We start from the raw sequence: 18,435 nt of genomic DNA, 5'->3' as shown, positions 1-18,435 counted from the left end.
ATCAGCATCGTGCACCGATGGGCTGGCGGGGTAAGTCCGGGCACCACACGCGCCGCTGCAGCCAATGACAGGCCCCTCGGCTTTTATCTGTCTTTCGCTTGCAGCGGGCGCAGGGAACGTAGAAATTTCGTTCCTCAAGTTGTCTGCCTGATGCAGCACCGTTCCTCGTGTCAAAGTAACCGGAGCGCCATTTTGCGACTAAATCTCCCGGAACATATCTCCAAGCCTCCCCATCAGAGCTATTCCGCTCGTCGTATCGGGCAACGTTTGTGCGCTGGAGCAAATTGCTGTTTGCGAGAGCCCGTGCTTCTCCCGCCGGACCGCGAAGAGACCCGGCCTTTCCCTCATCTGTGCTGACACCCGGTGGAGCGACTCCGGCGAGGGAAAGTCCAAACTCAAGATCATGAAATTCTTCACAAGTGCTAGCTCCACGCCCTGTCGACCGGAGTGTGACACGTGCGATATAATCGTGATCGATCTGCAGGTGACATTCGATCCGCTCAAGGAGTGGCTGCGCGTTTGCATCAACCTCGACTTTCGCAATACAAAGTGTCCGCCGTGGGTCGCTGGGTAGTACCTTTCCGAGCTTTGCAGGCTTTGCTACCTCGACGACGGCCTTTCCTTCTCGCGGGTCAATGCAGAAGAGGCGTGTATTGGCCACGTTCTGTGTTTCGTTCTCGAGGGGCAGCGTCCAGCCTGCATCGACAAGGGAATGGTAAGTCCCCCGCCCAGATGTATCTGCGACCAGAATTTCAATCGGCTTCGAGAGTGTGAGACGAAGCCCATCGTTGGCAATCCAAGCCGCACCTTCGGCAATAATTCGGTCTCCATTGTCGAGTTTCGGGACTCTTCCGATGAAGCGCTCTGTCAGACCATTACGGATGGCAGGCATATTGACCATCCCACCGGTGGCGAGACACAGCTCAATATCCTGGTAGGTAAGATGCGCTTGCCCAAGAATTTCGTCGATTCTCGCCAAGCCCTTCGCCACGATACTAGAACTTAGGCTATCAAGTTCGTCGCGACTAATTGACTGCAAGAGATTCTTACTGGGTCCGTCCATCTTGAGATAGTTCCGGACGATCACCTCCTCGCTATCTGTCTTTGGATTAGACAATTGGATCTTGAGTATTTCGCACTGATGCAACAGTTTCGCGGCCATGCCTGGTTGCTCGAGGGCAGTAATATCCTCAATGCCATGAGCTGTCGCATGCTTGGATCTTAGGTGATTTCGGAGGCGCTCATCGAACCTATCGCCGCCGACTTCGTTATCGCCGAGGTTCGCCAATTGCATAATGGCCCCCCCTTGAATTCGGCAGAGGGTCAGGTCCAGAGTGCCTCCGCCCCAGTCGAAAACAAGCACTGAGCGTCCTTCCAGGCGTGCAAGCTCGCGGCCCAGATCAGGCCTCAAACGAAGATAGGCATAAAGCGCTGCAACGGGCTCATGCACAAATTGCACAACACCGATGCCGGCCTTTCTTGCGGCTTGTCGTAGCGCTCGTCTTTCTGGGCCACCAAAGTCGACAGGAATGGTAAAGACGGCGCGCGTCAGGTTCTTACCAGAGGCTGATCCTCGCGCGCCCGCGGCATCATTCTTGAGATGCTTCAGAACTTCAGCGACAGCGTCGGTCGGTTCAATAAGTCGACCGTCAACAAAGATAGGGCCGTCGCGCCTCAATGACATTTTAGGCGAACGAACGAATCCCGGAGGCGCACCGGCCTCGGTCAGATCCATGTTCTGCCTGGCTTCGCGACCGACCACTATGTCACCACCGCGGTACCAGATAACTGACGGGTGAGGTCGCAAAGTCACCTGATCGACCAAGGTCAACGCTCGCCCTCCGACTGTCACGGCAGCTAGGCTATTTGTGGTGCCAAAATCTATTCCAAAGACAACGTCCTTCACGTTTTGGCCTCTTCAATAATGGACAGAACGGCTTTCATCCGCTTCAATGCAAGGCTGGGAGCGGATGGTTCGATCTCTAACGCGTCCACTGCGTCTTGCAGCAGCGGTCCGATTCGTTCACTAAGAAGCACCCTTTGTCCGGCCTTGGCTTCTGAGAGGTCGTGACCCCAGTGCTGGCGTTCGGCGGCGAGCGTTGTTTCAACTTCAGCCAGTTTGAAGATACGTTGCTCTAGCTCTCTCTTTGACAGCGTAAGCTCCGCTTGAAGTCGTTCAAGCTTTGACCGCGTCTCGGCAAGTCGATCACGCAGGCCTGCAGAAATCTGGCGCTCTCGGTCTCTGTCTTCCTGGGCTGCGCTGACCAATTCGTGGGCGAGCCCGGTCATTGCGACCGCCAATCGAAACTCCGTGGATTTACCCTTCTGGATCGCACGGATGGCTAAGCGCGAGGCGCTTTTGCCTTCGGGGAACAAAATCGAAAGCAAGGCTTCAGCAGTTTGCCATGCTTGAAGCGAGCGCTTCTCAACCAGCCAACACACCCCAATGCGTAGCCAGTTTGTGAAGTTGCGTGGAATAAGAACCCCGCTTTGGGGATGATTTGCATCCAATCGGGCCCCCGGAGCTAAGGGTCCACACTGGCCTCCTGATGCAAGGGAGGCCGAGATTGGAATGCTTGTTGTGGAAACGATTGCGAAGATACGCCGCGCCTATTTTGTCCAGAAGAAGCCGATCAAAGAGATTTGCCGGGACCTGCATGTGTCGCGGAAGGTCGTGCGCAAGGTCATCCGTTCGGATGCGACGGAGTTCCGTTACGAACGCGAGACGCAGCCGCTTCCGAAGATCGGTCCCTGGCGCGAGCGGCTGGATTCGCTTTTGCTGGAGAACGAGGGGAAAGCGCCCCGCGAACGGCTGACGCATGTGCGGCTTTTCGAAGAGCTGCGGGGCTTTGGTTATGAAGGCAGCTATGCGGCGGTTCGCCGTTACGCGATTGGCTGGCGCAAGGAGCGCGGCGCTGCGTTGGCGCAGGCCTATGTGCCGCTGAGCTTTGCGCCGGGCGAAGCCTATCAGTTTGACTGGAGCCACGAAGTCGTCGTGCTGAACGGCGCGACGGTGACGGTGAAGGTCGCGCATATGCGTCTCTGCCACAGCCGCATGCTGTTTGCGCGCGCCTATCCGCGCGAGACGCAAGAGATGGTGTTCGACGCGCATGACCGCGGCTTCGCCTTCTTCAAAGGCGCGTGCGAGCGCGGCATCTACGACAATATGAAGACGGCGGTGGAGACGATTTTTATCGGCAAGGAGCGACAATATAATCGGCGCTTCCTTCAGATGTGCGGGCATTATCTTGTCGAACCCGTCGCCTGCACGCCGGCGTCTGGCTGGGAGAAGGGACAGGTCGAAAATCAGGTCGGACTGGTGCGCGAGCGCTTCTTCACGCCGCGTCTGCGGTTCAAGAGCTATGACGAGTTGAACGCCTGGTTGATCGACAAATGCGTCGCCTACGCCAAAGCGCATCGCCATCCCGAGATTGTCGACAAGACGATCTTCGAGGCGTTTGAGGAAGAGCGGCCAAAGCTCATTCCATTACGCGGTTGCTTCGACGGCTTCCACGCGGTGAGCGTAGCGGTGTCGAAGACCTGCCTGGTTCGCTTCGACAACAACAAATACTCGGTCAAGGCGAGCGCTGTCGGGCGCTCCGTCGAACTCCACGCCTACGCCGATCGCGTCGTCATCCGGCAGGACGGGATTGTCGTTGGCGAACATCGCCGCCGCTTCGGCCGCGAAGAGACGGCTTACGATCCCTGGCATTACGTGTCGGTTCTGGCCCGTAAGCCCGGCGCGTTGAGGAACGGCGCGCCGTTCAAGGACTGGGTGCTGCCGTCGGCCATGGAGAAAATCCGGCGCAAGCTCGCGGGCTCCGCCGACGGCGACCGGCAAATGGTGAAAATCCTCGCGGCGGTTCTGGACGACGGCTTGCGGGCGGTCGAAGCCGCCTGCGCCGAGGCAATGGATCAGGGCGTGCATTCCGCCGACGTCATTCTCAACATCCTCGCACGGCGCCGCGATCCCGGCCCGCCGCTGACGATCCTCACGCCGGACGCCCTGAAGCTGAGGCATGTCCCGCTGGCCGATTGCGCAAGATACGATCAACTGAGGAGTTCAGGCTGATGATGGAGCGCACGCAAATCTTCGATCTGATGGGCGAACTCAAACTCTACGGCATGAGGAACGCCTACGATGAAGTGATGACGACCGGCATCAAGCGACAGCATGAGCCGCCGCAGATCGTCGGCGATCTTCTCAACGCCGAGGTCGCCGAAAAGCAGGCGCGCTCCATCAAATATCAGATGACCATCGCCAAGCTCCCTCTGGCCAAAGACATCGACGACTTCGACTTCGACGGCGCGACCGTCAACGAAACTCTGGCGCGCGATCTTGCCGGCGGCGGCTTCGTCCCCCAGCAGCGCAATATCGTTCTCGTCGGCGGCACGGGAACCGGCAAGACGCATCTGGCCATCGCCATTGCGCGCAGTTGCATCCGCGCTGGTCTGCGCGGGCGCTTCTTCAACACCGTCGACCTCGTCAACCGCCTGGAGTCGGAGACCCGCGCCGGGCGCCAGGGACGCATCGCCGATTATCTTACCCGCATGGACTTCGTTGTTCTCGACGAACTCGGCTATCTGCCCTTCGCGCAGGCCGGCGGCCAATTGCTGTTCCATCTCGTCAGCCGGCTTTATGAGCGCACCTCGGTGATCGTCACGACCAATCTGGCCTTCGGCGAATGGCCGAGCGTCTTCGGCGACGCCAAGATGACGACCGCGCTGCTCGATCGCCTCACCCATCATTGCGACATTGTCGAAACCGGCAACGAAAGTTGGCGCTTCAAAAACCGCGCCTGACGCTGCCCCGATTGGTCAGACCGCTGCCGTTGTTGGCGTAACTCCGTTCGGGCTACGCCCTCCCTCCGTCACGCCAACAACGGCAGAAAATGCGCATCGGGAAAGGGGTCCCTTTTGGATGAAAAACTGGGGTCCCGATTCAATGGCGTTTGACACGCTACGCGCTTACCCGCGGCGACGTGCTTGTCGAGGTCGTCCTGCGTCAGGATGCCCTCGTCGATCATCTCGTCATGTCGCTGATCGGCGTCAACGATGTCGAACGTCTTCACCTCGATGTAGAAAGTCTTCGGAGGCGTGCACGTCAGCAGTTCGCATATAAAGTCCGGAGTCGAGGCATCCGCCTCCGGGAACCGCCGGATCGTGATTTTCCCCCTGCCAGCGTCCCTGATCATCCTGTAGATCAGCGCCTCTGAGTAGATCTCGAACGCCTGCCGCCAAGCCCGCGTGTCGACCCACCCCTTGGTCTTGTCAAGCCGCTTAACGATGTCCTTGACGAAAGCCTCGATCGTCGGGTCCGAGGGTGCCTCCTCCTCCAAGGCGTGGACGAGCGCAGGGTCGAAGAGCGGCAGTGTATAGTCAAACGAGACCCCTGAAAGCTTGTGGCTTTCTCGCACGATCCTGGCATAGAGGGGGCAAGCCAGAAGGAAGGCGCGATTATACGCCGCTAAGAAGCGCTCCTTGAACCCTGCGTAGCAGTAAGGCTGGATCAGTAGCAGCCTCATCGCTCGGCATTCGACGGAGAGCTTGGTGCCCATCCCGCTTCTCGTCGCCCTCGAAGCGATCGTATCGAGCGTGCCTATCGAAGGGTAGCCTAGTCGCTTTAGCTTGTTCGGTCGGAACCGGCGGATGTGCGCCACCAAGGCGCGTCCGAGAGCGGTTCTTGGTGCAATGTCTGCGTAGGGATTGCTGCGGGGCATACACCCCTGTGAGCGGTTTTCGAACTTAGATCAAGCCGACAATGTTGCCGATGCCGTTCATTTCTTTGCACCGCTACGAACGCTAATGGATGGGCCGACGCGCATCCCGCTCAATCAGCGAGATCTCGGCCTTCGGCGAGCCAATGACGCGCTACGAGGTGGCCTGCTAAGGCGCGAAAGGCGCGGTAGAAGCAACGATTCCAATCGACTAAGCCGTAGAGTCGGGCCTATTGAGATGGACGAGTCCGACTTATTGCGAACGAAGAGTTTGGGAAAAAGGAGTCCGATTCGTGAGAAAAGGAGTCAGCGTTCGTGAGAACCGACACTCTTGAGTGAGTTGGCGCGCCCGACACGATTCGAACGTGTGGCCTCCACCTTCGGAGGGTGGCGCTCTATCCAGCTGAGCTACGGGCGCATCGATATGAAGATAGTTTCCGAGATCGAAAACGGTCAATCCCGAATTCAACGATCGAATAGGCGCAAACGACCCAAGCCCCTTAGCCGTGCCGATCATCGCCACTCGTACGCTACAACCTCCTTTCAGTTTGCTTCCGTGATGCTTCCGCGACCTCGGGAGCGGATTTCCTGCTTCCTTCGAGTTTCGCCAAGCATTTGTTTTCAGTCGATTTTTTACACGCCAAAATTCAGCAAAAAGACCTTGCCTCTGCCTTCGGAGGGCAGCGCTCTATCTAGCTGAGCTACGGGCGCAGGCGCAGAGCTTTTCTACAGGAAGGACCGTTGCGCCGCAACGGCGGCGTCTGCCCGAGACGACGTTCCGGCGACATGCTAAGGCCAAGACCTGAATCCTAAGTGTAAGACCTTAAGCTGAGAGACCGTTTTGGCATTACTCGATCAATGGCGCGAGCGATTGCGCAGCGCGCGCGACAGGCTCGTCGCCAATCCGCGATTCCAGCGCTGGGCGTTGAAAAACCCGGTGACGCGCCCTTTGGCGCGGCGCGGCACGCGCGCCGGCCTCGATCTCGCCGCCGGCTTCGTCTACTCCCAGGTTCTCGTCGCCTGCACGCAACTCAGGCTCTTCGACGTCTTGCGCGACGGCCCGTTGAGCATCGACGCGCTGGCGACCAAACTCGCGCTTTCCGAGCCCGCAGCGCGGCGCCTGCTCGAGGCGGCCGCTTCGCTGGGCCTTGCCGAGCGACGCGGCGCGAAATACGGGCTCGGATTGCTCGGCGCCGCCTTCGCCGGGAATCCCGCGGCGCTCGCGATCGTCGAGCACCAGCCGCTGCTTTACGCAGATCTCGCGGATCCCGTGGCGCTGCTGCGCCAGGAAAAGCGCGGCAAGCTCGCCGACTACTGGCCCTATTCAGCCGGAGATGCGCCCGAGGCGTTGTCGGCGCAGCAAGTCGGCCCTTACAGCGCCTTCATGGCTGCGACGCAGCCGATGGTCGCGCAGGAGGCGCTCGACGCCTACGACATTTCGCGTCATCGGCGCCTCTTGGACATCGGCGGCGGCGAAGGCGTGTTTCTCGCGGCCGCCGCGGCTCGCGCGCCGCATTTGCAGCTTGCTCTCTTCGACCTTCCCGCCGTGGCGGCGCGCGCAAGCGTGCGGCTCGAAGAGGCTGGTCTGCTGGCGCGCACAGACATCTACGGCGGCGACTTCCTCAACGATCCTCTGCCGGAGGGCGCCGACGTCGCGACGCTCATCCGCATCGTGCATGACCACGACGACGCGTCGGCGTTAAAACTCTTGCGCAACGTGCGCAAGGCGCTCGCGCCCGGCGCGACGCTGCTCATCATCGAAGGCATGTCCGGGATCAAAGGCGCCGAGCCGCTCGACGCGTATTACGGTTTCTACACGCTGGCCATGGGTCGCGGCGCGCCGCGCCGCGTCGAAGAGATTGAGGCGCTGCTGCGCGAAGCAGGCTTTGGCAAATTCCGACTCCTGCGCAATGCGTTGCCGGCGCTGACGAGCATTCTGGCGGCGAAGGCGGTTTGAGGTTTTGCCCTGGATTCCCGATTGCACGCTTCGCGCGCGTCGGGAATGACAACCCCGTATGTTCAGCAACGCGATGTCATTTCCGACAGGCCGAAGGCCTGATCGGGAATCCAGAGCAAAGGCGCGCGAAAAGGCGCGCACATCACACTCGACTCAATGCGACCTTCTCCACGCAATCAGACCCGCCGTCGATCCATCCAACCCTTGCGTCGATTCGTCCTTATTTTCGACGATCGGCGCCAAACGATTGGCGAGCTCCTTGCCCAGTTCAACGCCCCACTGGTCGAAGGGATTGATGTCCCAGATCACCGACTGAACGAAGACCTTGTACTCGTAAAGCGCGACGAGTCGCCCGAGCGTGCGCGGATCGAGATGTCGGTAAAGCAGCACGCTTGACGGACGATCGCCCGGAAACGTCTTATGCGGCGCGAGGCGTGCGATTTCCTCCTCGCTCAGCCCCTGCCCGCGCAATTGCGCTTTCGCGTCCTCAAGCGTTCGACCGCGCATAAAAGCTTCGGCTTGCGCCAGGCAGTTGGCGAAAAGCAATTCATGATGATGTTCGTCGGCCGCGGTTGGCTCGGCCGCGACGAGAAAGTCGATCGGGACGACGTCGGTTCCCTGATGCAGCAACTGAAAGAAAGCGTGCTGCCCATTCGTGCCGGGCTCGCCGAAAATGACCGGCCCTGTTTTATAACTGACGCGGCCGCCCTCGCGCGTCACCGACTTTCCATTCGACTCCATGTCGAGCTGTTGCAGATAGGCCGGAAACCGCGCGAGCCGCTGATCATAAGGGATGACCGCATGCGCGCAGCATCCCATCACGTTTCTGTGCCAGACGCCGAGCAGTCCCATCAGCACGGGAATGTTTTGCTCAAGCGGCGCTTCGAGGAAGTGCGTGTCGATCTCGTGTCCGCCCTGCAGAAACTGCAGGAAATGTTCCGGCCCCACGCCGATCGCGAGCGCAAGGCCGATCGACGACCACAGCGAGTAGCGCCCGCCGACCCAATCCCAGAAGCCGAAGACGCGCGCCGGATCGATCCCGAATTCGGCGACCTTGTCGAGCCGCGTCGAGACGGCGGCGAAATGCGATCTTACCGCAGCCTCGCCGAGCGCGGCGACGATGCGCGCGCGCGCGCTTCTGGCGTTCGCCATCGTCTCCTGCGTCGTAAATGTCTTCGAGGAGATGATGAACAGCGTGCGCGCCAGATCGAGATTTTGCAGCGTATCGGCGAGATCGGCGCCGTCGACATTGGCGACGAAATGCATGCGCGGCCCCTCGCCGGCAAAGGGCGAGAGCGCGCGCGACGCCATCGCCGGACCAAGGTCCGAGCCGCCGATGCCGATATTGACCACATCGCTGTAAGGCGCGCCCGTCGCGCCGCGGATGTCGCCAGAGCGCACCGCGCGCGCGAAAGCGAAAACCTTTTCGCGTTCGGCTTCGATCAGAGGCCGCATGTTTTCGCCGCCGACGAGAAGCGGCCGCGACGAGAGATCGCGCAGGGCCATATGCATGGCGGCGCGCCTTTCGGTGTTGTTGATGCGTTCGCCAGAGAACAACGCTTCGCGCCTCGCTTCGAGATCGCGCGTCTGCGCCAATGAAATCAGCAGCGCGATCGTTTCGCGCGTCACTCTGTGCTTGGAGAAGTCGAAGAGAAAATCGTCGAGCTTGACGCTGAAATTTTTGAAGCGCGCGGGGTCCTCGGCGAAAAGATCAAGCGTTCGCGTCCGCGCCAAAGCGGAAGCGTGGAACTTCAATGCCTCAAAAGCGACGGCGACGGCGTCCGACATTGGTTTCTCGAAGAGCAAGCGCGTTTTCCTTTGGGATTTGTATCCGATTCTTAGGCGGCGGGCGCGCAACGACTTTACGCCGCGAGGCTGGACCCTAAATTTTTACTGTATTGTGACAGAGGGATGTGAAATCCATATCTGTTACATGACGCTTTTCTGACAGCCGGACGATGATGGACGCGATTCACTTCCTCGACGTGCGCAACGGCGGCCCTGTCGCACATGCGCAGGCTCGGGTCCAGGCGGCGACCGCGCTCCGCAAGGCCTGTCTTGGCGCGGCGGCGCCGGTCGGCCGCCTGTGCCTGCCGTCGATAGACCGTATCGCCGCGAACTGGCTGAAGCGCTCCGCCTCGGCCTACCGGGCGGAGCTCGAGCGCATCGTCGCCATTCTCGGCTTTCCCGGCGCGATGACGCTGAACATGTCCTATCTCTTCGCCTGCACCACTCAGGCTTACGAGGACGAGCACGGACTGCCGCGCCTGCGCCGCACGCTCGACTGGCCCTTTCAGGGCCTCGGCAGGGGCGTCGAAATCGCGTTGCAATCCGGCCGGGCCGGCGAATTTTACAACGCCACCTGGCCGGGGGCGGTTGGCGTGCTCAGCGCGATGGCTCCAGGGCGTTTTTGCGCCTCGATCAATCAGGCGCCGATGAAGCGGCGCACCCAGGGCTCCCTCGGCTTCGCCTATGACGCCGTCCTCAATCTGCGCGACGCCTTGGCAAGCGAAGGCGGTTGGCCGCCGGACCATGTGCTGCGCTATGCTTTCGAACATTGCGCAAATTTCGAGGCGGCCGTCGAGTTTATCGCCGGCGCGCCGATCGCGCGTCCAACTCTCTTCACCCTGGCGGGGGTGAGGCGCGGCGAGATGGCCCTGATCGAACGCACCGAACACGAGGCGCGCGTGCTGCGCGGACCGGTCATCGTCGTCAACGATTGGCAGGAGCCGCAGGCCGGCTGGCAGGCGCGTATGAGCTATGAGAACAATGTGAGCCGCAAGGCGGCGATGCGCGCCGTCGCGCCCGACGCCCCGCGCTTTTCCTGGGTGCGTGAGCCGGTGCTCAACCGCCTGACGCGACTCGCGGTGGAAATGTGCGCCGTCGGCATCGGCGACTTCGCCGCGCGCGGCTACGAGTGCCCCTATATGAAAGGCCAGCCGGCCCCGGTGACGCAGGACTTCGTTCTGAACGCGGCCACGCCGACGGCGCTCGCGGCCTAATCCAGCTTCGGCGTGCTGGCGCGTCGCAGCCGGTCGTTGATCGCCTCGCCCAGTCCTCTCTCCGGCACATGCGCCACGGCGACGTCGGCGATTTGGCGCGAGTCGAACTCCCGCAAATGGGCGAAAAGATTGGCCGCCGCCTCGAAGAGATCGCCTGATGGCGAAAGATCGAGCACCACGGTCCCGGGTTCGGCGCGCGCGGCGAGCCGGCCGCCAAAATCGAGCGCCGCTTCGCCTTCGTTGAGCTCATGCGCCTCGAGCCGCAGCCGGGCGGCAGGCGCGTAATGGGACGGCGTCATGCCCGGCGCGAGGATCTCAGCCCGCTCTGGCGCCGAAAGCTTCTCACCCAGGATTTTCTCGATCGCCTCCCGCGCGATCGCGCCGGGCCGCAGCAAGACGGGAGACTCCTCACAGAAGGACACGATCGTCGATTCCAGCCCGGCGGCGGTGCGACCGCCGTCGAGGATCATGTCGACCTTGCCCGAAAGATCTTCCGCGACATGCGCGGCCGTCACCGGGCTCACATGCCCCGACCGGTTGGCCGAAGGCGCCGCGATCGGCCGTCCGAGCGCCGCGATCAGCGCTTGCGCGACGGGATGCGCGGGAACCCGAACCGCGACGCTCGGCAGCCCGGCGCGGGCGAGATCGCAGACGAAGCCGCCCGGCGCGAGCGGCGCGACGATCGTCAGCGGCCCCGGCCAGAAGGCCGCGGCGAGACGCAGCGCCGGCTCAGGCAGCGCCGCCTCGCGACGCGCGGCCTCGAGATCGGCGACATGCGCGATCAGCGGATTGAAGGAGGGTCGGTCTTTGGCGTCGTAGATCCGGGCGACCGCCCATGCCTGAGTGGCGTCAGCGCCAAGGCCGTAGACGGTTTCGGTCGGGAAGGCGACCAGGCCGCCCTCGCGCAGGATCGCTGCGGCGCGGGCGATCGCTGCAGCGTCCGCCGGCACGACAATCGTCACGCGTCGTGGCCGCTGTAGGGCGGCTTGGGGATCGCCATATGCGCCTCGCGCAGCGCTTTCGACCAGCTCACGCGCAAATCCCGAAAATACGGATCGTTCGCACCGATCCTGGTCGCGACCTCCGTCTGCAGCGCGTCGCGACGCAGCAGCGCGATATCGATTGGCATCCCGACCGAAATATTCGAGCGCATGGTCGAATCCATCGAGATTAACCCGATCTTCAGCGCATCATAAATGTCGGTGTCATAGGTGACGGCGCGGTCGAGAATCGGCTTTCCATATTTGTGCTCGCCGATCTGCAGATAATTGGTGTCGGGCGTGCATTCGATGCTGTTGCCGGCGGTATAGATCATGAAAAGCCGGAGCGGCCCCCCGGCGATCTGACCGCCGAGCAGCAAGGAAACGTCGAAGCTGACGCCCTGCGCCGCGGGCTCTCCCTCGGCGTTGCCCATCTGGGCGCGCGAAAGGCGCACCGCGCGCCCGACAAGCTGCGCGGCATGCAGCATGTTGGGCGTATTCATGACGCTTTCCACCACGCCGCTCTCTGGATGCTCGATCCCGTCGCCGATCAGGTTCACGACGCCCTGCGTCACCGAGAGACTGCCCGAGGCGGCAAGCATCAGCACCCGCTCGCCGGGCCGCTCGAACAGATACAGCTTGCGGAACGTCGAGATGTTGTCGAGCCCGGCGTTGGTGCGCGTATCGGCGATCATCACCAGTCCATCGCGCACCAGTATGCCGCAACAATATGTCATGTGATTCCGCAGCGGTTCGCGCCAAACGGCTTCAGGACTTACAAGTTTCGGGCCATGAGGCAAGTGCTGCAGGGACACAGCGAAGGAAAATCAGTCGCCGTTTTCGCTCTTGTAAGGAAGCTCGGCCGCATGCTCGGCGGCCCATTCCGCCACCGCTGCGCGCTCGCGCGTCAAATAGTCCGAAACCGCCTCGGCGAGGCGTGGGTCGGCCAGGTAATGGGCCGAATGGGTGATCACGGGCCCATAGCCGCGGGAGATTTTATGCTCGCCCTGCGCGCCGGCCTCGACGCGCTTATAACCGCGGCGGATCGCAAATTCGATCGCCTGATAGTAGCAGACCTCGAAGTGGAGAAACGGCAGCGCTTCCAGCGCCCCCCAATTGCGCCCGTAGATGGCGTCGTCGCCCAGAAAATTGATCGCTCCGGCGATATGCGTTCCGCCACGTCGCGCCATGACCAGCAGGATGCGATCCGCCATGCGCGCGCCGATCTCGTCGAAGAAGGCGCGAGTCAGATAGGGCCGGCCCCATTTGCGCGCGCCTGTGTCCAGGTAGAACTCGAAGAACGAATCCCAATGCGCCGGACGAATGTCGCTTCCCGTGAGCAGATCGATTGTGATGCCGTCGCCGAGCGCTTCGCGTCGCTCGCGCTTGATCGCCTTGCGCTTGCGCGCCGTGAGCCGCGCCAGAAAATCCTCGAAGTCGGCGTAGCCTTCATTGACGAAATGGAACTGCTCTCCGGCGCGGTAAATGAATCCGGCGCCGCTCAGCGCGACGCATTCCTCCTCCGTGCAGAACGTGACGTGAATGGAGGACGCGCCGCTCGCTTTGCGCAATCCCTGCAGGGCGGCGATCAGCGCCTCGCGCGCGCCTTGCGGCGCATCACGCGCGATCAGCATCCGGCGCCCGGTCACAGGCGTGAAAGGGGCAGCCACCTGAATCTTCGGATAGTAGCGTCCGCCGGCAAGCTCATAGGCCTGCGCCCAGCTTTGATCGAACACATATTCGCCGAGGCTATGCGTCTTTATATAGGCCGGCGCGCAGGCGACAAGACGCCCCCGCGAATCCTCGACGAGCGCATGCGCCGGCGCCCAGCCGGCGCGCGCGCCGACCGACTTCGACGATTCGAGCGCGCGCAGGAATGCGTGCGAGACAAAAGGATTATATCGCTCGCCGACCGCGTCCGGCAGGCCGGGCGGATTGGCGCAGGCGTCCCAAGCCTCAGCCCCGACGGAGTCGAGCGATTCGGCGTATCGAACCGAAAATTCTTGCGCCGATTCTTGCGCCGATAATTCTTGCGCCATGTGTCCAGTGGAGCAGCCGCGTTTGAAAGCTTTCTAGCACAGCGCCGCCGCGCGCTCTAACATGGCGCGAATGGCGACATCATCCAAGCGCGACTTTTGAGCAGGCAAGAACGAACAACATGAGAATCAACGGCCGTGACTACAGAACGATCTGGCTCGATTCGGATGGGCGCCGCGTGCATGTCATCGATCAAACCGTGCTCCCGCATCGCTTCGAGACGAAAACGCTCGCCAGCTGCGAAGACGCCGCTGCGGCGATCAGCGCGATGACGGTGCGCGGCGCGCCGCTGATCGGCGTGACCGGCGCCTACGGCTTGGCGCTCGCCGCCTGGCGCGATCCAAGCGACGCCGCGATCGAAAGCGCCCACGCTCTGCTGCTTGCTACGCGGCCGACGGCCGTCAATCTGCGCTGGGCGCTCGATCGGCTGCGCGCGCTGCTCTTCGCGGCGCCGGTCTCGGTCCGCGCGGACCTTGCCTATGCGGAAGCCGCCAAGATCGCGGAAGAAGATGTCGCGGCCTGCCAAGCCATCGGCCTTGCCGGCGCCGAACTCATTCATAAAGCGCGCCGCGGCGACGGTCCTGTCAACATCCTCACCCATTGCAACGCCGGCTGGCTTGCCACCGTCGATTGGGGCACCGCTTTGGCGCCGATCTACACTGCGGCGCGGCAAGACGCGCCGATTCATGTGTGGGTCGACGAGACGCGTCCGCGCAACCAGGGGGCGAGCCTCACGGCCTTCGAACTGCTGGGCGAAGCTATCCCGCACACCGTCGTCGCCGATAACGCCGGCGGCCATCTGATGCAGCATGGTCTTGTCGATCTCGTCATCGTCGGCAGCGACCGTACGACGCGCGCCGGCGACGTATGCAACAAAATCGGCACCTATCTCAAGGCGCTCGCGGCGCATGACAATGGCGTGCCGTTCTATGTCGCCCTGCCGTCTTCGACCGTCGATTGGCGCATCGCCGACGGCGTCCGCGACATTCCGATCGAAGAGCGCAGCGCGCGCGAAGTCACCCATATCAGCGGCCGAGGCGCCGATGGCGCGACGTTCGAGGTTCAGCTCACGCCGGATGGATCGGCGGCGCGCAACTTCAGCTTCGATGTCACGCCGTCGCGCTTCGTCACGGGGCTGATCACCGAGCGCGGCGTCTGCGCCGCAACGGAACAAGGGCTGAGGGGATTGTTCTCGGACCTCGCTGGTTGAGTGTCATTCTCGCGAACTCTCGCGCGTTCCGTAAGTTTTGAAGCGCTCCACCGTGCGCATGATCTCATCATCTGAAAGCACGACGGGTTCGCCGGCGAGCGCGCCGAGGTAGAAGACTTGCGCGAGCGCTTCGAGTTCGACGGCGCGCCACAATGCTCTGCGCATCGTCGCGCCGGTGACGATGGCGCCATGATTGGCGAGGAGCACGCCGTCGCGATCTTTGAGCCCCGCCACGACGAGACGCGACAGTTCAGCCGTGCCGTAGGGCGCGTAATCGACGCAGCGCACGGTCGGGCCGCCGAAGGCCGCGATCATGTAATGCACGGCCGGAATATCGCGCCGCAAGGTCGCGATCGTCGTCGCATAGGGCGAATGCATATGCGCGATGGCGTTCACGTCGGGTCGGGCGCGGTAGATGTCGAGATGGAAACGCCATTCGCTCGACGGCGGCAACGGACCGTCGAAAGCGCCATCGCTCGCAAGCGGCATGCGCGCGATCGCTTCGGGCGATAGTTCGCGGCTGGGAACGCCGCTTGGCGTGACGAGCGCGGCGTCGCCGACGCGCAGGGACAGATTGCCCGCAGAGCCGTGGTTGAGGCCCAGCCGCTCCATCTCCCGCGCGGCGTCAACGATCGCCGTGCGCGCGTCATGTTCGTCCATACAAGAAGCCTTACAGGCGCGGCGCGGGCCGTGGCAAGACAAGCTGGCGCATGCACATGGCCCCCGCGCCAGGCGAACACGAGCGCAGGGTGAGAGCGAGTGATGCAAGCCCGCGATATTGCGTGCGCCCGGCTTGCGGTATAGGACGGGCCTCCCCGTCTCGGGGCCGGTAGCTCAATGGTTAGAGCCGGCCGCTCATAACGGTCTGGTTGCAGGTTCGAGTCCTGCCCGGCCCACCACGCACTTACTTGTTTTTACAGTCATTTCGTCATTTGAAAAACGTTCCGCAAAATCAAAGGCCTTGCGCCGCGAGCGGCGTGTCTCCGGCAAGTTGGAGACCCGAATCGAGCCCGATACGGCGTCAGACGGCTCTTTGTCTCTGTCTGAGGGATTTCGTTTCCTGGCGCTCGGCGCGCCGACTGCCAGAGACCGGTTCGCTGTTTAGCGGAGACTGGTTCGCAAGTCCGTCGTTGAGGTGAAAAATGCGCGAGTGCGATAGGCGCTCTGAAGCCGAAATTCCTCGACGGTCGAATAGAGGAAAGCGCATAGCGGCAGGGCATGCGCCGCTTCAAAGAAGAGCGAGACGGCTACGGTTACGCCGTCCGCCAATGGCAAAGAAACCGGACGCCGTTACCGAGGCCCCGATAGCCCCAGCACCCGTCGCTGCATGCTCCAATCCGGCGGCAGGTCGACCAAGCGTCTGACGCCGACGCCGCGTGGCAGGCGACCGCTGAGAGCCGCCTCGACGATGTCGGGAGCGATAAAGGCCAGCGAGATTATCATTGCGATCGAGCGCTTGCTGCGACCCTCACGCACAGCGATCGTTTCGATGCCGGCGGCGCGGCCCGTGACGATGTCATCAAGCCAAGCGCGGCCGTTCGTGATGGCCTGAAGCAAAGTCGCCCTGGTCTCGGATCGGATCGGTCGTCGGTCGCCATTTTCCGAATCCGGCGGAACAATGATCTCGCGGCGGGGTCGGCTCGCACGCCGCCGCCAAGGAACCACGATCGATCCTCTTCCAATCGCTCTCTCGCCCGCTTCGGTCAGCTCAATTTCGACCGCATCATTGCGGATAGTGAGGCGCGTAACGTGAGACGCGATCTGCATCCGAGAATCTTCATCGTTGAGTTCACCAGCGCTTGACGGGATCGCCACGCCGATCTGGCCAAAGCCTTTGGAGACGGTCGCCGACTCCGATTTAATCGCCGTCTCCAGCGCGTCGCACACTACGCGGTCGATTTCGACGGCGGCGACCCGCGCGATCGAGCCGGCCTCGTTCTTGCGCCCCTCGGTAATCGCCCGCGAGACGTAATAACGATAACGGACGCCCGACTTCACGGCGTCACTCGGCGTCATCAGATTGCCGCGGTCGTCGAAAATCTTGCCGATCAACAGAGCGTGAGATGGCGTGCGGATCCGGCGATGCGCAACGAGGTTCTGCGCAAGCCGCGCTTGAACCGCTTCAAACGTCTTCCGATCGATGATCGGCGCGTGGTCAGCGGGATAACTCTGTCCGTGATGGTTGAGCTCGCCGAGATACATGCGGTTCTTCAGCAAATGGGCCAGCGGCCCCTTGGTGAAGAAGACGCCGCCAATCTCGCGTCCACTCGACAGCGTTCTGCGTCTTGTCCGCACGCCACGCTCGCGCAGCTCGGCGAGCAGCGCCAGTATCGAGCTGAGCGCCAAATAACGTTCAAAAATGGAGCGCACGGTCGCGGCTTCGGCCTCGTCGACGACGAGTTTGCGATCTTCGACCCGATAGCCAAGCGGCGCCACGCCGCCCATCCAGATCCCCTTCTTCTTCGAGGCGGCGATCTTGTCGCGGATGCGCTCGCCGGTGACCTCACGCTCGAATTGGGCGAAGGAGAGCAGCACGTTCAGGGTTAGTCGCCCCATGCTGGTCGTCGTATTGAAGGACTGCGTCACCGAAACGAACGAGACGCCCTGGGCGTCGAACAGTTCGACCAGTTTGGCGAAGTCGGCGAGCGATCGGGTTAGGCGATCCACCTTATAGACGACAATGATGTCGAACCTATTCAGCCGGACGGCGTCGAGAAGCCGCTGCAGGGCCGGACGGTCAATACTGCCGCCGGAGAAGCCGCCATCGTCATAATGCGCCCGAACCAGCGTCCAGCCCTCGCTCGCCTGGCTCTTGATATAAGCTTCACAGGCCTCCCGTTGAGCGTCGAGCGAGTTGAAGTCTTGTTCCAGCCCATGATCGGTCGACACGCGCGTGTAGATCGCGCAGCGGCGGATTTTGTCAGCCTGCGTCGGGCTCCGCTCCGGCCGCGCGCGTTTCATGGCCCACTCTCCACCTCGACGCGATCACAAGCGCCCGGCGCTGAGCGCGACTCGGCTCGTTTGGCGCGCATGCCAAAAAAGCGCGGGCCGTTCCAGCGGGTCCCAGTAATCACGCAAGCGACTTTCGACAAGCTCGGATATGTCGCGCCATTCCAGACGAAACCCTCGTCAACGACGGTGACGTGATGCGTGACGCCCGCCCACTCTCGCCTCAGCAGCGCTCCTGCGCGGAGGCTCCGAGGCTCGGCTCGACATGGTTGCGTGGCCGATTCAGCGCCGCCCTCCCCTGCCCTCTTGCGCGTCAGACGATCGAGCGTCCGGCAAGCGTTCTTGCCGAGATCTCCATAGGCATTCGCCTGCATCCGATAGGCGATCATTCGCAGCAGCAAGAACTTCGGCAGATGGTTCGGAGCCGTACGGCCGAACAGGTTACGCCACTGCAATCGGAGACTGTCGATATCGAGATCGCGCAAATGCGCGATCTCATGTCGCAGACGTTCGGCCTCGGACGCGATCTGGGCCGGCTTGTGCCCGGCCTCCTCGACCCGAACAGTGGAGTTTACGGACATGG

At 62.2% G+C, this 18,435-nt stretch carries 14 protein-coding genes, 2 tRNA genes and 1 pseudogene; 6 read left to right on the top strand and 11 right to left on the bottom strand.

What is annotated here, in order from left to right; translation table 11 throughout:
* Position 1 precedes the first annotated feature (1 nt).
* Both IYY11_RS07390 and IYY11_RS07385 read right to left on the bottom strand, forming a co-directional pair.
* The gene (locus IYY11_RS07390; protein ID WP_196403267.1) at positions 2–1,906 is read right to left on the bottom strand and encodes an Hsp70 family protein; all 1,905 of its coding nucleotides are present in this window, start codon (positions 1,904–1,906) and stop codon (positions 2–4) included.
* Positions 1,903–2,511, bottom strand: a complete 609-nt coding sequence (locus IYY11_RS07385) for a hypothetical protein (RefSeq protein WP_196403266.1) — start codon at positions 2,509–2,511, stop codon at positions 1,903–1,905. Before IYY11_RS07385 ends, IYY11_RS07390 begins: the two co-directional genes overlap by 4 nt.
* Positions 2,512–2,572: 61 nt before the next feature.
* On the opposite strand from IYY11_RS07385, the pseudogene istA reads away from it, so the two are divergent.
* Together istA and istB are read left to right on the top strand one after the other, a co-directional pair.
* Positions 2,573–4,145 (top strand): annotated as a pseudogene (gene istA, locus IYY11_RS07380) (IS21 family transposase).
* On the top strand, positions 4,075–4,803 hold the full coding sequence (gene istB, locus IYY11_RS07375; RefSeq protein WP_196403367.1) for an IS21-like element helper ATPase IstB: 729 nt from the start codon (positions 4,075–4,077) through the stop codon (positions 4,801–4,803). Before istA ends, istB begins: the two are co-directional and overlap by 71 nt.
* A gap of 68 nt (positions 4,804–4,871) precedes the next feature.
* Here istB and IYY11_RS07370 read toward each other — a convergent pair whose 3' ends face one another.
* A complete protein-coding gene (locus IYY11_RS07370; RefSeq protein WP_196403264.1) occupies positions 4,872–5,558 on the bottom strand; it encodes a hypothetical protein in 687 nt (228 codons plus the stop codon).
* Positions 5,559–6,058: 500 nt separating this feature from the next.
* Positions 6,059–6,135, bottom strand: a tRNA-Arg gene (locus tag IYY11_RS07365).
* A gap of 423 nt (positions 6,136–6,558) precedes the next feature.
* On the opposite strand from IYY11_RS07365, the gene IYY11_RS07360 reads away from it, so the two are divergent.
* On the top strand, positions 6,559–7,674 hold the full coding sequence (locus IYY11_RS07360; RefSeq protein ID WP_196403263.1) for a methyltransferase: 1,116 nt from the start codon (positions 6,559–6,561) through the stop codon (positions 7,672–7,674).
* Positions 7,675–7,827: 153 nt separating this feature from the next.
* On the opposite strand, the gene pgi is transcribed toward IYY11_RS07360, so the two are convergent.
* Positions 7,828–9,462, bottom strand: a complete 1,635-nt coding sequence (pgi, locus tag IYY11_RS07355) for a glucose-6-phosphate isomerase (protein WP_196403262.1) — start codon at positions 9,460–9,462, stop codon at positions 7,828–7,830.
* A gap of 170 nt (positions 9,463–9,632) precedes the next feature.
* On the opposite strand from pgi, the gene IYY11_RS07350 reads away from it, so the two are divergent.
* Positions 9,633–10,676, top strand: a complete 1,044-nt coding sequence (locus tag IYY11_RS07350) for a hypothetical protein (RefSeq protein ID WP_246719746.1) — start codon at positions 9,633–9,635, stop codon at positions 10,674–10,676.
* Here the strand turns inward: IYY11_RS07350 and IYY11_RS07345 are convergent.
* From IYY11_RS07345 to IYY11_RS07335, 3 genes are all read right to left on the bottom strand, one after another.
* Positions 10,673–11,638, bottom strand: a complete 966-nt coding sequence (locus IYY11_RS07345) for an L-threonylcarbamoyladenylate synthase (RefSeq protein ID WP_196403261.1) — start codon at positions 11,636–11,638, stop codon at positions 10,673–10,675. The two genes, IYY11_RS07350 and IYY11_RS07345, sit on opposite strands and share 4 nt — an antisense overlap.
* A complete protein-coding gene (locus tag IYY11_RS07340) occupies positions 11,635–12,393 on the bottom strand; it encodes a peptidase (RefSeq protein WP_196403260.1) in 759 nt (252 codons plus the stop codon). The genes IYY11_RS07345 and IYY11_RS07340 overlap by 4 nt, the downstream gene beginning before the upstream one ends.
* Positions 12,394–12,483: 90 nt before the next feature.
* Positions 12,484–13,695, bottom strand: a complete 1,212-nt coding sequence (locus tag IYY11_RS07335) for a GNAT family N-acetyltransferase (protein WP_196403259.1) — start codon at positions 13,693–13,695, stop codon at positions 12,484–12,486.
* 119 nt (positions 13,696–13,814) lie between these two features.
* Here IYY11_RS07335 and mtnA point away from each other — a divergent pair, with 119 nt between their 5' ends.
* Entirely contained in the window at positions 13,815–14,903 is a 1,089-nt protein-coding gene (mtnA, locus tag IYY11_RS07330; protein WP_196403258.1) for an S-methyl-5-thioribose-1-phosphate isomerase, read from the top strand.
* A 3-nt stretch (positions 14,904–14,906) separates the two neighbouring features.
* Here the strand turns inward: mtnA and IYY11_RS07325 are convergent, their stop codons facing one another.
* Positions 14,907–15,563 (bottom strand): class II aldolase/adducin family protein, encoded by a 657-nt coding sequence (locus IYY11_RS07325; protein WP_196403257.1) that lies wholly within the window; start codon positions 15,561–15,563, stop codon positions 14,907–14,909.
* 163 nt (positions 15,564–15,726) lie between these two features.
* On the opposite strand from IYY11_RS07325, the gene IYY11_RS07320 reads away from it, so the two are divergent.
* Positions 15,727–15,802: transfer RNA gene (locus IYY11_RS07320), tRNA-Ile, on the top strand.
* Positions 15,803–16,193: 391 nt separating this feature from the next.
* Here the strand turns inward: IYY11_RS07320 and IYY11_RS07315 are convergent.
* Both IYY11_RS07315 and IYY11_RS07310 read right to left on the bottom strand, forming a co-directional pair.
* Complete coding sequence (locus tag IYY11_RS07315; RefSeq protein WP_196403256.1) at positions 16,194–17,864, bottom strand: recombinase family protein; 1,671 nt, start codon at positions 17,862–17,864, stop codon at positions 16,194–16,196.
* Positions 17,861–18,433, bottom strand: a complete 573-nt coding sequence (locus IYY11_RS07310; protein WP_196403255.1) for a DUF2924 domain-containing protein — start codon at positions 18,431–18,433, stop codon at positions 17,861–17,863. The genes IYY11_RS07315 and IYY11_RS07310 overlap by 4 nt, the downstream gene beginning before the upstream one ends.
* Positions 18,434–18,435 lie beyond the last annotated feature (2 nt).

The sequence above is a fragment of the Methylocystis sp. H62 genome, from assembly GCF_015709515.1.
GTDB lineage: Bacteria > Pseudomonadota > Alphaproteobacteria > Rhizobiales > Beijerinckiaceae > Methylocystis.
The sequence above is the reverse complement of the archived record's forward strand: the minus strand, read 5'-3'. Positions and strand labels throughout refer to the sequence as shown.

Bases quoted from the DNA above. Each gene is read 5' to 3' on its own strand.
- istB (WP_196403367.1), top strand. From the start codon at position 4,075: ATGGAGCGCACGCAAATCTTCGATCTGATGGGCGAACTCAAACTCTAC.
- IYY11_RS07370 (WP_196403264.1), bottom strand. From the start codon at position 5,558: ATGGGCACCAAGCTCTCCGTCGAATGCCGAGCGATGAGGCTGCTACTG.
- pgi (WP_196403262.1), bottom strand. From the start codon at position 9,462: ATGTCGGACGCCGTCGCCGTCGCTTTTGAGGCATTGAAGTTCCACGCT.
- IYY11_RS07350 (WP_246719746.1), top strand. From the start codon at position 9,633: ATGATGGACGCGATTCACTTCCTCGACGTGCGCAACGGCGGCCCTGTC.
- IYY11_RS07340 (WP_196403260.1), bottom strand. From the start codon at position 12,393: ATGACATATTGTTGCGGCATACTGGTGCGCGATGGACTGGTGATGATC.
- IYY11_RS07335 (WP_196403259.1), bottom strand. From the start codon at position 13,695: ATGGCGCAAGAATTATCGGCGCAAGAATCGGCGCAAGAATTTTCGGTT.
- mtnA (WP_196403258.1), top strand. From the start codon at position 13,815: ATGAGAATCAACGGCCGTGACTACAGAACGATCTGGCTCGATTCGGAT.
- IYY11_RS07325 (WP_196403257.1), bottom strand. From the start codon at position 15,563: ATGGACGAACATGACGCGCGCACGGCGATCGTTGACGCCGCGCGGGAG.
- IYY11_RS07315 (WP_196403256.1), bottom strand. From the start codon at position 17,864: ATGAAACGCGCGCGGCCGGAGCGGAGCCCGACGCAGGCTGACAAAATC.
- IYY11_RS07310 (WP_196403255.1), bottom strand. From the start codon at position 18,433: ATGTCCGTAAACTCCACTGTTCGGGTCGAGGAGGCCGGGCACAAGCCG.